We start from the raw sequence: 13,604 nt of genomic DNA, 5'->3' as shown, positions 1-13,604 counted from the left end.
GCAGGCGTCCTCAGCGGGTGGCCTCAGCGGGTGGCCTCAGCGGGCGCCGAGCGGGCGAGGGAGCCGGACGACGACGAGGCGGTTCGGCACGCCGCTGTCCACCAGCCTGCCGTCGGGACCGAAGTCGCCGAGGCCGAAGTCGTTGTCGTTGGCCAGCGCGATCGTGTGGGGGTCGAGCACCGCCAGTCCCTCGATCTTGCCGGGCAGCGACGGCACCAGCGCGTTCGGCTCCAGCACGAGCGACTTGGAAGGCAGCATGAGGCCGGCGCCCGTCCCCTCCTCCAGCGACGGGCTGGTCTTCGGGTCGTCGTAGGACCCGCCGAGCAGGTTCGCCGCCCGGGTCAGGTCGATCGAGTACACCCGCGCGACGTTGTCGGTGCGCTCGTCCACGAGCAGGCGGCCCGGGCCGGCGTAGGCCAGGCCGGAGATCTTCATCTCGCTCTGGTCGCCGTTCACCTTCGGGTCGAAGGTCGTGACGTCCTCGAACTGGTACGGGTACTCCCCGGTCACCTTCCGGCGGTGCAGGTCGAACGTGAGGATGCGCCCGATCCGCGACTTCTTGGCCGTCTTCTTGTCGGGGTTGGCCAGCGGGCTCTGCACGGCCAGGTAGAGCGTGCGCTGGTCGGACGAGATCGCGAGGCCCTCGAAGCCGCGGTTCTGCTGGCGGCTCGCCAGGATCGCGGGCAGCGTCTCCTTCACCGGATAGTCCGCGCCGGTCAGTCCGAGCCCCGCCGGGACGTGGCGCTCCAGCACCCGGCCGTCACGCGACACCCGCACCAGCGACGGGCTGTACTCGTCGACCAGCCAGAAGTCGCCGTCACGGGTGCGCACCAGGTCCTCGACGTCCAGCCCGCTCGGGTTGTACGGCAGAGCCGTGCGGCCGTCCCAGGTGTACGGCGTCTCGTCGTGTCCCGCCTGGTTCGACAGGCCGGTCACGGGCCTGCCCGAGGCCCCGTTGATCGGGATGTACTGCTTGATCGTGGCCGTGCCGCGCCCGAGGGCGACCCGGACGATCGCCGGCGCGAAGTCGGGCACCGGGAAGGTGCGGCGCTTCTCTCCGTCCACGGTCGGCTGACCGTTCGGCCCGCGGTCCGTGACGAGCCAGAACTCACCGGCCCGGCCGGCCGGGAACAGGCCGCTGCCGGCCCCGCCGAACCGCACGCCGCGGTCGTCGGCGATGGACGGCTGCAGCCGCTTCAGCGCGGGAGCGGGCAGCGTGACGTCGGCGACGACGACCGGGCCCCTGGCCGGGGTGGCGGCGACCGTACCGGTGGAGGTGAGGGTGAGCGCGGCGGCGACGGCCAGACCGGCGAAGACGTGACGTGGCACTGGAGACCTTTCAGAGAGCGACGACAGCGCCCGAAGGTAGTGAACGACCACGTCTCCACCGTGAAGATCAGGTGAAGCCCGGATGGCTACACATCGGTGACCCGGATGCCGGCGTGGGCCTTGTACCTGCGGTTGACCGAGATGAGGTTGGCGGTCAGCGCCTCGATCTGGTGGGCGTTCCGCAGCCGTCCCGCGTAAATTCCGCGCGCGCCGGGGATGCGGGCGGCGAGCGCCCGCACGACGTCGGTGGCCTCCCGGTCGTCGCCGAGCACGAGGATGTCGAGGTCGATCTCCGCCACCGAGGGGTCGAGCAGCAGCACCGCCGACACGTGGTGGAACGCCGCGACCACGCGGCTGCCGGTCAGCACGGCCGCCGCCTGCTGGGCCGCGCTCCCCTCCTCCACGGGCAGCGCGTACGCCCCCTGCTTGTCGAAGCCGAGCGGGTTCACGCAGTCGACCACGATCTTGCCGGTGAGCGGCTCGCGCAGCGACTCCAGCAGCTCCCTGTGCCCCTCCCAGGGCACGGCGACGATCACGACGTCGGCCTCGGCCGCCACGTCGGCGTTCGCGGCCCCCCGCACGCCGATCTCCCGTGCGGCCTCCTCCGCGCGCCCGGCGCTCCGCGAGCCGATCAGCACGGTGTGACCGGCGAGCGAGAACCGGCGGGCCAGCCCCTTGCCCTGGTCTCCGGTGCCGCCCAGGATGCCGATGGTCAGCCCGGACACGTCGGGAACGTCTGTGGTGTGCTCAGCCATGCCTCAGATCATGCCAGCAGGCCGGGGGCGGGGAACCGCCCGGGCGGGGCGCGTCCGGGGACGCGAACGGCTCAGCAGTTGCCGACTGCGGGCAGCCCGGCGACCCGGGTCGCCAGCCAGGCCACCGCCAGCGGCGCTCCTTCCACCACGCCGAGCACGTGGCTGCCGGCCGGCACGCCGGTCCACAGGACGTTCGCCCCACGCGCGCAGTAGTCCCGCCGCAGCGTCCGGCCCAGCTCGTACGGGATGATCTCGTCGCCCGTCGCGTGGTACAGGAACAGCGGCGCCTTCGGCGCGGACGCGCCGAGGCGGTTCTCGGCGAGGCGGGCCCGCCAGTCGGGCAGGTTCAGCACGTCGGTCGTGGTCAGCTCCGACAGGCGCCGGCCGCCGAGCTTCGCCCGCAGGTCGCTCACGCAGTCGTCCCGCGCGTCGCCGAACAGCGCGGCGCCCTCGGGGGTGAGGTGGCTCTCCAGGCGCAGCTCCGGATAGGCGGCGTCCAGCCCGAGGCCCGCCGCGGCGGCCAGCCCGAAGTTCCCCGTGCCGTCCAGGTGATCGGCCACCGCCCGCAGGTCGGCCGGGACCCCACCCGCGGCAACCCCCCTGAGCCGCAGCTCGGGCGCGTACGACGGCTGGAGCTGCGCCGCCCACGCCGCCGACGAGCCGCCCTGGGAGTAGCCCATGACCACGACCGGCGCGGCGTCGGAGAGGTTCGCGTCCGGCACCCGGACCGCGGCCCTGATCGAGTCGAGCACGGCGTGCCCCTGGGAGAGGCCCGCCATGAACGTGTGGTCGCCCGGCGTGCCGAGGCCCTCGTAGTCGGTGACCGCGACGGCCCAGCCCTTGAGCAGCATCAGGCTCATGATCGCGAGCTCGGCCTCGGTGCCGTTCGCCATGGCGGCCGAGGGGGCGCACTGGTCGCCCAGGCCGTGGGTCCCGACGGCGTAGCCGACGACGGGCCGCCTGCCCAGGAGGTAGGGGGCGGCCGGCACGAGGAGGGTGCCGGAGACGACGTTCGGCTGACCCGTCGCGGAGGTGGAGCGGTAGCGGAGGTGCCACGCCTTCACCGGCACCTCCAGCAGCCTGCCCGGCGCGAGGTAGACGGTGGTGGCACGGGCCTCGACGACCTCCCCGGCCGAGGTCGCCCGCGCGGTGCCGCCCAGCGCGGGCAGCAGGAGGAAGACCCCGATCATGGACACGAGGGCGCGAACGCGCAGGTTCATCGAGCCGCCTTCCGGCCGTTGGGTGCACATGACGATCTCAGCGCCGTGGGCTGATCGTCATCCTCCGGTAACGGTGTGTCAAGAACCGGATCGGCGGGACTTCACTCGTGTCTGTCAGGCACCATGACGTTCATGGACGCCGCATCGGTGAATCTGCTGCGGGAGGTGCTCGCCTCCTCCGGCTGGCTGGAACGCACGCGCGAGCTCGGCCTCGCCCTCCGGGCCACCAGGTCGCCCGGCGGGCTCCTGGTCGTCGGCACCCCCGAGGACGAGCCCTGGCACGTCACCGCCCATCTCGCCGACGAGGCCCGGCTGTCGGGCCTCGCCCAGCTCTCCCCCACGCTCGTCCGCTGGGCGCCGCCGCCCGGCGCTCCCCCTCATCTGCGCGTCGGGATGGACCGGCTGCGGAGCGCGGGGCGGGGCGAGACGCTCTTTGTGGTGGCCGAGCAGCGGGCCCCCGTGCCGCTGCTGGAGCGCGTGGACGACGCCCGCCGCACCGGCGCCACGATCCTCGCCGTCGACGGCGGCGATCCGGAGCTGGAGTCGCTCGCCCACGACGCGATCGCCGTACCGCCCGAGGGGGGCGTGCTCAGCTTCGACGCGGCCCAGCACCTCGTGAGCAGCGCGGCCGGTGAGGTACGCCGCCGGGCCGGCCTGCGGGAACGCCTGGCCCTGCTGGCCGACCGCATCACCGGCCCGCGCGTGAGCGACTGACGCGAACGGCGGGATCATTGGGCATGAGCACTTCTCCGGACGGAGGGCAGTCCTGATGTCCGCCTTCATCACGATCATCGGCACCGTGGGGGCCGTCGTCCTGCTGGCGGCGTACGCCATGGTGTCGTCGGGCCGGATGTCCGGGGACGGGCTGCCCTACCAGCTCCTCAACCTGGGCGGGGCGGCCGCGCTGATGGTCAACAGCGCCTACCACTCGGCCTGGCCTTCGGCGATCCTCAACCTGGTGTGGAGCGGCATCGGCGTGTGGGCGCTCGGCCGGCTCGTGGCCCGCCGGGCGGCGCGGCGCCGGGCGGCCGGGTCCGCGAGCGCCGCGCCCCCTGCCTCTGCACCCCCTGCCGCCAGGGTCCAGGCAGGCGGTGGCCAGGCGGGCGGGGTCCAGGCCGCCGACACCCCGGCCGGCTGAACCCCCGTACGTCAGGGGATCGGGGTCAGTCGTCCCACTCCTTGTCCTGTTCCTTCCACTTCTTGTTGCGCTCGGCCGCCGTCTGCAGGGCGTGGGAGGCGGCGTCCTGGGAGTCGTAGGGCCCGAGCCGGTCCTTGTTGGGGCAGCCCTTCTCCGGCTCGACGGTCATGTGCTTCAGGCAGAACCACCATTGATCGCTCACGGCACTAATCGTGCCCAGCGGAAGCGCAACTAGACTTGGCGGCATGTCCACGCTGCTGCGCCCCGGGCGTATCTCGCCCACCCGCAAGGTCCCCGCCCACATCCCCCGCCCCGAGTACGTGGGCAGGGCCGAGCCCAGGAAGGGCGGCAGCGACGTCCAGACCCCCGAGACCATCGAGAAGATGCGGATCGCGGGCCGGATCGCCGCGCAGGCTCTGGAGGAGGTCGGCAGGCACGTCGCCCCCGGCGTGACGACCGACGAGCTCGACCGCATCGGCCACGAGTTCCTCTGCGACCACGACGCGTATCCCTCGACGCTCGGCTACCGCGGCTATCCGAAGTCGCTCTGCACGTCGATCAACGAGGTGATCTGCCACGGGATCCCCGACGACACCGTCCTGCGCGACGGCGACATCGTGAACGTGGACATCACCGCCTTCATCGGCGGGGTGCACGGCGACACCGACGCCACCTTCCTCGTCGGGGACGTCGACGAGGAGTCGCGCCTGCTGGTCGAGCGGACCCGTGAGGCGACGATGCGGGCGATCAAAGCGGTCGCGCCGGGCCGGCAGCTCAACATCGTCGGCCGGGTCATCGAGGCGTACGCCAAGCGCTTCGGCTACGGGGTCGTCCGCGACTTCACCGGTCACGGCATCGCGACGTCGTTCCACTCGGGGCTGATCGTCCCCCACTACGAGGACACGTCGCTGTCGGTGACGCTGGTGCCCGGCATGACGTTCACGATCGAGCCGATGCTCACGCTGGGCACGATCGACTACGAGATCTGGCCCGACCGCTGGACCGCCGTCACCAAGGACCGCAAGCGCACCGCCCAGTTCGAGCACACGATCGTGGTGACGGAGACCGGCCACGAGATCCTGACCCTGCCCTGAGGCCGCGCCCCGCGCCGGCCCACGTGAGCCCGCGTGGTCAGCTTCAGCGGGACCGGTCGCGCCGGTTCAGCTTGGACAGATAGTCGTTGTAGGCGTCCAGCTCGGCGTCTCCAGTACCGCCGCCCGGCTTCGCCGCGGCGGCGTCGGCCCGGCGGTCGGCCCGGCGGGCGACGCGCTCGTCGGCGCGCCACCACTGGAAGCCCAGCGCGAGCAGCACGATCAGGGTGGGGATCTCGCCGAAGCCCCACGCGATGCCGCCTCCGGTCTGCTGGTCGGCCAGGGACGAGGCGCCCCAGGTGCGCCCGAGCTGGTCGTAGTACGCGCCGGCCAGCACCGTGCCCATGCTCATCAGGGCGATGCCGAAGAACGCGTGGAACGGCATGGTCACCATGAGCAGCAGCAGCCGCCCGGCGTGCGGCAGCTTGTGCGGCGCCGGGTCCACACCGATGATCACCCAGAAGAACAGGGAGCCGCTCAGCAGGAAGTGGGTCGTCATCGCGATGTGCCCGAGGTGCTCCTCCATCGCGGCGGCGAACAGCGGGGTGAAGTAGAGCGCGAACGTCGACACCACGAAGATCGCCGTCGCGATCGCGGGGTGGCTGACGAACTTCATCACCCTGCTGTGCAGGATCACCGTGATCCACTCGCGGGGCCCGCGGTCACCGCGCCGTACGGCGGGCTTGAGCGCGCGCAGCGCCAGCGTCACCGGCGCGCCGAGCACGAAGAAGATCGGGACCAGCATCGACAGGATCATGTGCTCGGTCATGTGCACGCTGAACAGCACGGGCGCGTAGCGCGCGATGCCGCTCTGGGTGCTGAGCACCAGGATGACGACGCCGAGGTACCAGCTCACGGTGCGGCCCACCGGCCACTTGTCACCCCGCCGGGCCAGCCGCATGACCCCCGCGCCGTACAGACCGGCCAGGACCGCGGCGAGCACGGCGAAGAACAGGTCGAACCACCACAGCGTGAGCAGGTTCGCGAGCGACAGCGGAGGCGGGATCAGGTAGCCGAGAAGCTCGAACGCGCGGTCGATCGGCGTCCTGACGGGCGGCGGGGCGGTCCGGGAGAGCGCCACGCCGACCCCCATCGTCGCTCCCATGAGCACGATCTCGCCGAGGGCCAGGCGCAGGAACGCGTGCGGCTCTCCCGCCGACAGCCTCGGCAGCGTGCCGCCCCGGTGGCGCCATCCCAGGAACCCGAGCGCGGCGAAGGCGGCGACCTTGACGAGCAGGAGCAGGCCGTAGGTGGAGGTGAACAGGTCACCGATCGTGGCCAGGCGCGAGGCGCCGGCGGCGACGCCGGAGACGCCGACCCCGATGAAGCACCACAGCGCCATCCGCGAGAAGCGCGTGGCGGCGACGTCGATCTGCGCCTGCCCGCGCAGCGCGTGGAAGCAGAGCGCAGCGAGGCCCCCGACCCACAGCGCGAGGAAGAGCAGGTGCATGCCGACGGAGGTGGTGGCCAGGCCGTGGTTGGGCGCGGAGGAGGAGTGCCCGGTGAGCGCGGGCGGCAGGAGCGTGACCAGCGCGAAGACCAGCAACCCGGCGGCGGCGCCCGCGGTGATCGCGCCCCGCGCGAACAACGCGATGGCGACGGCGAACAGCACGACCAGGGTCAGCGCGATGCCCTGCGGCACCTGACTGGCGTAGCTGGTGAGCTCGTTGCCGGCGAGGATCTCCCCCACCGGCGCGCCGAGGGTCTCCGACAGGCTGAAGACCAGCGCCACCGCCGCGGCGACCGCCCAGGCCAGCGCGGACCACGAGGCGCCCTTCACGTAGCTCTGGGCCTGCCTGCCGAGCAACCCCTTGTCGCTGGGCAGGAAGGCCGCGGCCACGGCCAGCAGTCCCACGGTCACGACGCCGGAGACGTCCATCGCGAGCTTCGACAGCGGAAGCATCCAGCGCGTCAGCGTGCCCTCGTCGGGCAGGCCGGGGATGATCCGCGGGGTCGCGGCGCCGCCGACCACCATCGCGACCACGAGCGCGCCCGCCGCCGCGCACAGCGCCGCGACGGTCAGGCGCGCGACCCTGCTCACGGCTTCTTCCGCAGGCTCAGGAACATGCCGATGCCGATCCCGGCGATGCCGAAGACCACGGCCCAGAACCAGCCGGGCACGCCGCCCCCCTGGTCGTCGGCCGTGTGGGAGGCCTGTGCCAGGTCGGACGTGGCGTCCGATGCGGCGGCGGACGACGCGCCGGGCACGGCGGCGGCCGCGGAGGCAGTGTCCTGAGGCTCGGCCACGGAGGTCGCGCTGCCCAGCGCCTGGTCGCCCACCACGGTGAAGGGGATCTCCCCCTCCAGCGGGTGACCGTCCGGAGAGACCACCCGCCAGGCGATCGTGTACCGGCCCGGCGGCACCTGGTCGGCCACCGCCTCGGTGACCTTGGGGCCGTTGACGGCCGGAGCGCCCTTCTCGTAGCGCTTGCCGTCCTCACCGCGGACGACCACGACCGGGAAGCGCACGGACTCCGCGAACTCCAGGGTGACCTTGGTCAAGGTCGTGACCTTGGCGTTCTTCTGCGGGTCGCTGCTCTTGAGCGAGGTGTGCGCCTGGGCCGGCAGGACCGGGGCCGCGCACAGCAGGAGCGCCACCAGGAACGCGGCGAGGCCGGCGAAGGCGGCGAGGATGGGTCTCTTCATGACAGTCCCAGGCTACCGACGCGTGTGTCCGGTCCATACCCCCGCACCGGAAGACGGGAACGACCTGTGCTATCCCCTGCTCACAGGCCCGGGCGCACAGACGGAGCCGGGCCGGAGCGCCATACGCTCCGGCCCGGTACGTCAGGTCTACACGGGGCCTATATATGAGGCCCCGTAGACGAGCGATGCGACGGGACGTCCGTCACAGCCCGGCGCAGGCGAGGGCCCGCTGGTAGGCGGCCACGCTCTGCTGTTCGTCACCGATCCGCCGACGCATCTCGCCGATGGTCATCCAGTCCTCGGCCGTCTTCCGTGTGGGCAGCGCGGTCTCCAGCCAGTCGCTCACAGTGTCCAGTTCGCTCGCCGCCTCGTCATCCTGGTGCAGCAGGAAACGCGCCTGGCTGAGGAGGAGGGCGGCTCGTGTCTCCAGCCACCCCGAGGTGCCGCGCACCAGGTCGACGGCGGCCTCGGCGTACTCGACGGCCCTCTCGGGATAGTGAAGAACGATCTCCGCCCAGGCAAGAGCCAGCGCGCACAGGGCTCTGTCGAAGGTGCTGGTGGCCGCCCCCTCCATCTCCAGCTGCGCCCGCAGCAGGAGATCGCGCGCCTTCTCCGACTCCTCGGGGTGCAGCCTGAGAACCATGTTCGCGTACGCCTGCCGGAGGCGCGCCAGGTTGCGCGGCTCGCCGGTCTCGGACTGGATCGCGAGCGCTCGCTCGATCAGGGAGAGAGCCTCCTCGCCGCGTCCCGTCTGCTCCGCGACGAGAGCGGCGTTCCAGGAGGACGCGACGGCGGCCCGCGGGGAGCCCAGGGTCTCGGCGGCCGCCAGCAGTTCAGCGGCGAAATGCCTGGCCCGCAGCATGTCGCCCCGGCGCAGATAGACGCTCAGCAGCGTGGCGCCGAGCTCGACCAACGCGTCGTTCCACCCTGACCGGGACATCGTCTCCAGCGCGTGCTCGCCGACTTGGACGGCGGCCGAGTAGTCGCCCCGCTCCCGATGGCACCGGCACAGCGCCAGGGCCACGGCGACCTTGCGTTCCTGACTGATCACCTCGGTCTCGGACTTGCCGAGCTCCTCCAGAACGGAGATCGCCTCGGCGACCTCTCCGCACGCCTCGGAGGCCAGCGCGTAGCCGTAGCGGGCCTCCACCCGAAGGGAGGGGAGACCCAGGAGGTTGCCGTCGGCGAGCAGTTCGGCGTACCGGCGGCGGGCCTCGGCGACCTCGCCGTTCTCCAGAGCCATGCGGGCGAAGCTGAGGCCGACCTCGAGGTCCTCCATCTGCTCGGCGGTGACGCCGTTGACGAGATAGGTCAGCGAGCAGTCGAGCTTCTGCGCGAGCAGTTCCAGAACGGCGGGGGTGGGGGTGCGCTTACCGCTTTCGATCAGTGATACGTAACTATCGGAGAGTTCAGGATGTGCCAACTGCGCTTGCGAGAGCCCCCGCTGCCGGCGAATCGCCTTGATGCGCTGTCCGACCAGATCTTGCGCGGCCATTGGCAACTCCTGGAATATTGTAGGCCCGGCAGTCAGAGCTGATGGGAGATCCACCGTGCGCCGCCTTGCCCTACTCGTTCTTACCGTCATCATTTCGGCCCTACTGGCCGTTGGAGCCGATGCTACGCTAGCCAGTGCCGCTACGTCTCCTGTGCCATCGAAATACACCGCAGCGTGCGAGTGCTGCTGACCACGGCAACCGTTCGGCCTCTGCGCCCGGGACGCCGGCGACGAAGATCACGCGTCGTCCGGCATCACGCGCTCTCTCCGGCGTCCCGGCACCCTCCGCGGAAAATATAGGCCGTCTTCATGCCGACACTTTCGGGGATATACCGAACGCCATATGCGGTCGTATAAGTCAACCCCGGAGGGCCCCTTACCGATTCCGGAGAAGTGAATCACTTTCACGGGGCGTTGCCGTCACCATTCCCTGCGGGGCCGGCACCGATTTCGGCGCCATATTCTCCAGCCCGGCTTCGATGTATTCAGCGGACTGCGAATGGGAAGCATCTCCCGTCCCTCAATCGCAAGAGCGGCCGCCGCGCAGGCCTTCCCACCCCGCCGCCGCCCCCTCCGGGGCCGGGCCATCGGGCCACAGCTTCCCGCGAAGCGCCCTACTCTGGTCTTAGTTCCCGTAGTGACACAAAGGCCATCAAACCGTCGCCCAGCAGGCTTCCGAGCCCAGAGCGCCATACGCTCCCGCCGACCGGCGCTCCATCACCACGGGAAGCACCCCACCTCGCGTCCGGACACGGACTGACCCATGCCGTCCTCACATCTAGACAGAATCTAGATATGTGATGGCATATTTAGAGTTCCACCAAACTGGGGGGCAAGGGTCCGCCAGTACGGCGGACACGGGGATGACTTCGTAATGCACCTAGTACTGGAGGAACGCCGGGGGACTCGATGAGGGCGGTCACCGCTTGTCGCGCGCCCGGCGCCTTCAAACGATCCTGACAGGCTTCCACAGATCGCGTCTGTGTCGTTACCCTATGGAGTCCGGCGACGTATGGATAACGCGAAAGAGCACGGAACGCCGCAACACTCACCTTATCGTCTGCAGCTTCTGGGGCCTGTGGCGGCGTGGCGTGAGGGCCGGACCGTCGACCTCGGGCCGCCGCTGCAGCGTGCGGCCTTGTGCGTCCTCGCCGTCCGCGCGGGGCGGATCATCACGAAGGACACACTGATCGGCGGACTCTGGGGGGATCGTCCGCCGAACACCGCCGAGCAGAGCATCTACACCTACATCGCCGGTCTGCGACGGGTGCTGGAGGCGGAGCCGGGCCGGCGCGGCCCCTACAGCACCCTGATCTCCCGGTCGCGGGGCTATGTGCTGGAGCGCGGGACGGTTGAGGCGGACGTCGGCGACTTCGAACGCCACCTGGCCGAGGCTCGGCGGCTCCAGGCCACAGGGGATCCGCGCGGGGTCCTGCGCGCGTTGGAGGCCGCCACCGAGTGCTGGTCGGGGCCCGCCCTCTGCGGCGTCCCCGGCCCCTTCGCCGAGGCCGAGCGGGTCCGGCTGGAGGAACTGCGCCTGACGGCGATGGAGGACCGGGCCGGCGCGCTGCTCGACCTGGACCTGCACCAGGAGGCCGTGACCACCCTCACCGAACTGGTCGCGGAGGCTCCCCTGCGGGAGCGGACGCGTGACCTGCTCATGCTGGCGCTCTACCGGTCGGGCAGGCAGGCCGACGCGCTCGACACCTATCTCGACGTCAAGCGGCTGCTCGCCGAGCGGCTCGGTGTGGACCCCGGCGAGGCCCTGCGGGAGCGGTACGAACTGATCCTGCGGGCCGACCCCTCCCTTGACCCGGCTCAGAGCGAAACGACCCCTGGGGGCACGCAGCCTCGTCCGCCGCGTCAGCTTCCGCGCGCGGCCACCGGCTTCGTGGGCCGGGTCGAGGAGCTGGTCCGCCTGCGATCGCTGCTCACCCCGTGGGACGGCGGCGTCCCGCAGGCCGTGGTCGCGATCACCGGTGCTCCCGGAACGGGCAAGTCCGCCTTGGCCGTCCAGGCCGCACACACCGCGGCCCACGCGTTCCCCGACGGCCAGCTCTACGTGAATCTCCTGGGAGCGACGCCCGGGGTGGAACGCCTGGAGCCGATCGGTGTGCTCGGCAGGCTGCTACGTGCGCTCGGGCTGGAGGGCAAGGCCGTGCCGTCCGAGGAGGACGAGGCCGCGGCGGTGCTGCGCGACCGGCTGGACGGCCGCAGGACCCTCATCCTGCTCGACGACGCGGCCGGGCCGGAGCAGGTCCGTTCCCTGCTGGACCTGCCGTCGGGCAACACCGTGCTCATCACGAGCCGGGAGTCCTTCTCCATGGCCGACGACTGCGTCCGGCTCGTCCTCCGTAGGATGCGGCGGTCCGAGGGGGTCACCGTCCTGTCGAAGCTCGTCGGCGCGGAGCGGATCTCGGCGGATCCGGCCGCCGTATCCCATCTGGTCGAGTTGTGCGGCGGGCTGCCGCTCGCCCTGCGTCTGGCCGCCGCGCGGCTCGGCGAGCGGCCGGACTGGAGCGTACGCGACCTCGGGGGGAGGCTGGAGGACCGGCGGCGCACGCTGCACGAGCTGGAGGCGGGCCAGATCGCCGTTCGCTCCAGTCTAGAACTGAGCTATGAGGCGCTCGCCCGTGGCGGCGCGCTCGATCGGCTGGCCGCGCGGACGCTGTGTCATCTCGGCGTCCTGCCCGTGGCGAGCGTGACCGCCGATGTGGTGGCCGCCCTCGTCGGCGAACCCGCCGACGCCGCCGAACGGGCCCTCGACCGCCTGGTTCGGGCGCATCTGCTGGAGACCGGCGAAGTCGGCCGATACCAGCCGCATGACCTCGTGCGGCTCTTCACGATCGAACTCGCGAACACGCATCTCACGCCGCAGTCCCGTAAGGACGCGCTCATGCGGGCGCTCGGCTTCTATGGCGCGACCACACGTCACGCCAGCACCCTGCTCGATCCGCACCGCGTGCATTCTCCCTGGCCCGACGTGCCGCAGCGTCCATTGGCGCTGGGCACTCCCGCCGAGGCCAGAGCCTGGCTGAACAAGGAACTGCCACATGTCATCTCCGCCGCCTCACAGGCGATGGCGAGCGAGGACGACGAGATCGCGCGTCTGGGGGCCTACGTTGGGTTCGCCCTCATCTGGGAGCTGACGAGAGGTACTCACCTTCGCGAGCACCTCAGCCTGAGCCGGCAGGCGCTGAAAGTGGGTGAACGAATCGGTGACCAGGAGATCCTGCCTCTCGCCCACATGCAGCTGATGTGGGCCCTGATCGCAGTGAACCGACCGGCCGAGGCGCTACCCCACCAGGAGGCCGAGCTAGGACTGAGACGTGCGCAGGGAGACCGGTTCGGCGAAATGCGCGCGTTGGGCAACCTGGGCCTCGTTCATCTCCATTTGGAGCGGTACGCCGAGGCACGTGAGTGCACCGAGGCACAGCGTGTGATCGCGAGGGAGATCGGCTCCCAGGTCGGGGAGCGTCATTCGCTGCTCACAGGGGGAAGTGCCTGCCTGGGCCTGGGCGAGATGTCCGCAGCCATCGCCCTTCTCGGCGAGGCCGTCACTCTTGCGGAGGCGGCGGGAGATCACTACCACGAATGCGACGGCCTCTTGACGCTGGCCAGGATCTACCTGGAACGCGGTGAACCACTCACCGCGCAGCGTCACCTCGATCGCGCCCTGTCGCACGCCCGAGAACTGAGCCACGTGAAGAATGAGTGCGAAGCCTTCATCATGTTGGCGAGGGCTCACCGATTGCTGCGCGCGCCTGAGCCTGCCCTGGCTTGCGCGCTGGAGGCCCTGGCCATCGGGCAGCGGTCCGGGGACGAGCATCTGTGCCGTCAGGCGGAGGACGAGCTGCGCGAGATCGGGGAGGCGTTCCCCGTGTGGAGGTCTCGCCGCCGCGCGTCGCGGAGGATGCGCTGAGCCACTGA

Annotated in this window: 11 protein-coding genes; 4 read left to right on the top strand and 7 right to left on the bottom strand. The window is 71.1% G+C overall.

The annotated features are described in order from the left end of the window. Nucleotides 1-36: 36 nt before the first annotated feature. The 3 genes from Mam01_RS00865 to Mam01_RS00855 all read right to left on the bottom strand — a co-directional run bounded on the left by Mam01_RS00865 (nt 37) and on the right by Mam01_RS00855 (nt 3,304). Entirely contained in the window at nt 37-1,329 is a 1,293-nt protein-coding gene (locus Mam01_RS00865) for an esterase-like activity of phytase family protein (RefSeq protein ID WP_204283380.1), read from the bottom strand. An 86-nt stretch (nt 1,330-1,415) separates the two neighbouring features. Beyond that, nucleotides 1,416-2,084 (bottom strand): NADPH-dependent F420 reductase, encoded by a 669-nt coding sequence (gene npdG / locus Mam01_RS00860; RefSeq protein WP_150932714.1) that lies wholly within the window; start codon nt 2,082-2,084, stop codon nt 1,416-1,418. 71 nt (nt 2,085-2,155) lie between these two features. Continuing rightward, entirely contained in the window at nt 2,156-3,304 is a 1,149-nt protein-coding gene (locus tag Mam01_RS00855; protein WP_204283378.1) for a lipase family protein, read from the bottom strand. 132 nt (nt 3,305-3,436) lie between these two features. Between Mam01_RS00855 and Mam01_RS00850 the strand changes: the two genes are divergently transcribed. Further along, nucleotides 3,437-4,018, top strand: a complete 582-nt coding sequence (locus tag Mam01_RS00850) for a hypothetical protein (protein WP_204283376.1) — start codon at nt 3,437-3,439, stop codon at nt 4,016-4,018. A gap of 55 nt (nt 4,019-4,073) precedes the next feature. Next, nucleotides 4,074-4,442 (top strand): CBU_0592 family membrane protein, encoded by a 369-nt coding sequence (locus Mam01_RS00845; protein WP_204283374.1) that lies wholly within the window; start codon nt 4,074-4,076, stop codon nt 4,440-4,442. Nucleotides 4,443-4,467: 25 nt separating this feature from the next. Here the strand turns inward: Mam01_RS00845 and Mam01_RS00840 are convergent, their stop codons facing one another. Next, complete coding sequence (locus Mam01_RS00840; protein ID WP_225311275.1) at nt 4,468-4,644, bottom strand: hypothetical protein; 177 nt, start codon at nt 4,642-4,644, stop codon at nt 4,468-4,470. Nucleotides 4,645-4,687: 43 nt separating this feature from the next. Between Mam01_RS00840 and map the strand changes: the two genes are divergently transcribed. Next, on the top strand, nt 4,688-5,536 hold the full coding sequence (gene map, locus Mam01_RS00835) for a type I methionyl aminopeptidase (RefSeq protein ID WP_204283372.1): 849 nt from the start codon (nt 4,688-4,690) through the stop codon (nt 5,534-5,536). 43 nt (nt 5,537-5,579) lie between these two features. On the opposite strand, the gene Mam01_RS00830 is transcribed toward map, so the two are convergent. The 3 genes from Mam01_RS00830 to Mam01_RS00820 form a co-directional block, all read right to left on the bottom strand. Beyond that, nucleotides 5,580-7,574, bottom strand: a complete 1,995-nt coding sequence (locus Mam01_RS00830) for a bifunctional copper resistance protein CopD/cytochrome c oxidase assembly protein (protein ID WP_239100920.1) — start codon at nt 7,572-7,574, stop codon at nt 5,580-5,582. Then, the gene (locus tag Mam01_RS00825; RefSeq protein ID WP_204283371.1) at nt 7,571-8,179 is read right to left on the bottom strand and encodes a copper resistance CopC family protein; all 609 of its coding nucleotides are present in this window, start codon (nt 8,177-8,179) and stop codon (nt 7,571-7,573) included. Before Mam01_RS00825 ends, Mam01_RS00830 begins: the two co-directional genes overlap by 4 nt. Nucleotides 8,180-8,381: 202 nt before the next feature. After that, nucleotides 8,382-9,674 carry a helix-turn-helix domain-containing protein gene (locus tag Mam01_RS00820; RefSeq protein WP_204283370.1) on the bottom strand — a complete coding sequence of 431 codons (1,293 nt, stop codon included), beginning with the start codon at nt 9,672-9,674 and terminating at the stop codon, nt 8,382-8,384. Between the two features lie 1,078 nt (nt 9,675-10,752). On the opposite strand from Mam01_RS00820, the gene Mam01_RS00815 reads away from it, so the two are divergent. Continuing rightward, nucleotides 10,753-13,596, top strand: coding sequence for an AfsR/SARP family transcriptional regulator (locus tag Mam01_RS00815; protein WP_204283369.1), 2,844 nt, complete (start codon nt 10,753-10,755; stop codon nt 13,594-13,596). Nucleotides 13,597-13,604 lie beyond the last annotated feature (8 nt).

The sequence above is a fragment of the Microbispora amethystogenes genome, assembly GCF_016863015.1.
Taxonomy (GTDB): domain Bacteria; phylum Actinomycetota; class Actinomycetes; order Streptosporangiales; family Streptosporangiaceae; genus Microbispora; species Microbispora amethystogenes.
Note: the sequence above shows the minus strand (reverse complement) of the source record. Positions and strands in the feature narration are given on the sequence as shown.

Bases quoted from the DNA above. Each gene is read 5' to 3' on its own strand.
- npdG (WP_150932714.1), bottom strand. From the start codon at position 2,084: ATGGCTGAGCACACCACAGACGTTCCCGACGTGTCCGGGCTGACCATC.
- Mam01_RS00855 (WP_204283378.1), bottom strand. From the start codon at position 3,304: ATGAACCTGCGCGTTCGCGCCCTCGTGTCCATGATCGGGGTCTTCCTC.
- Mam01_RS00850 (WP_204283376.1), top strand. From the start codon at position 3,437: ATGGACGCCGCATCGGTGAATCTGCTGCGGGAGGTGCTCGCCTCCTCC.
- Mam01_RS00845 (WP_204283374.1), top strand. From the start codon at position 4,074: ATGTCCGCCTTCATCACGATCATCGGCACCGTGGGGGCCGTCGTCCTG.
- map (WP_204283372.1), top strand. From the start codon at position 4,688: ATGTCCACGCTGCTGCGCCCCGGGCGTATCTCGCCCACCCGCAAGGTC.
- Mam01_RS00825 (WP_204283371.1), bottom strand. From the start codon at position 8,179: ATGAAGAGACCCATCCTCGCCGCCTTCGCCGGCCTCGCCGCGTTCCTG.
- Mam01_RS00820 (WP_204283370.1), bottom strand. From the start codon at position 9,674: ATGGCCGCGCAAGATCTGGTCGGACAGCGCATCAAGGCGATTCGCCGG.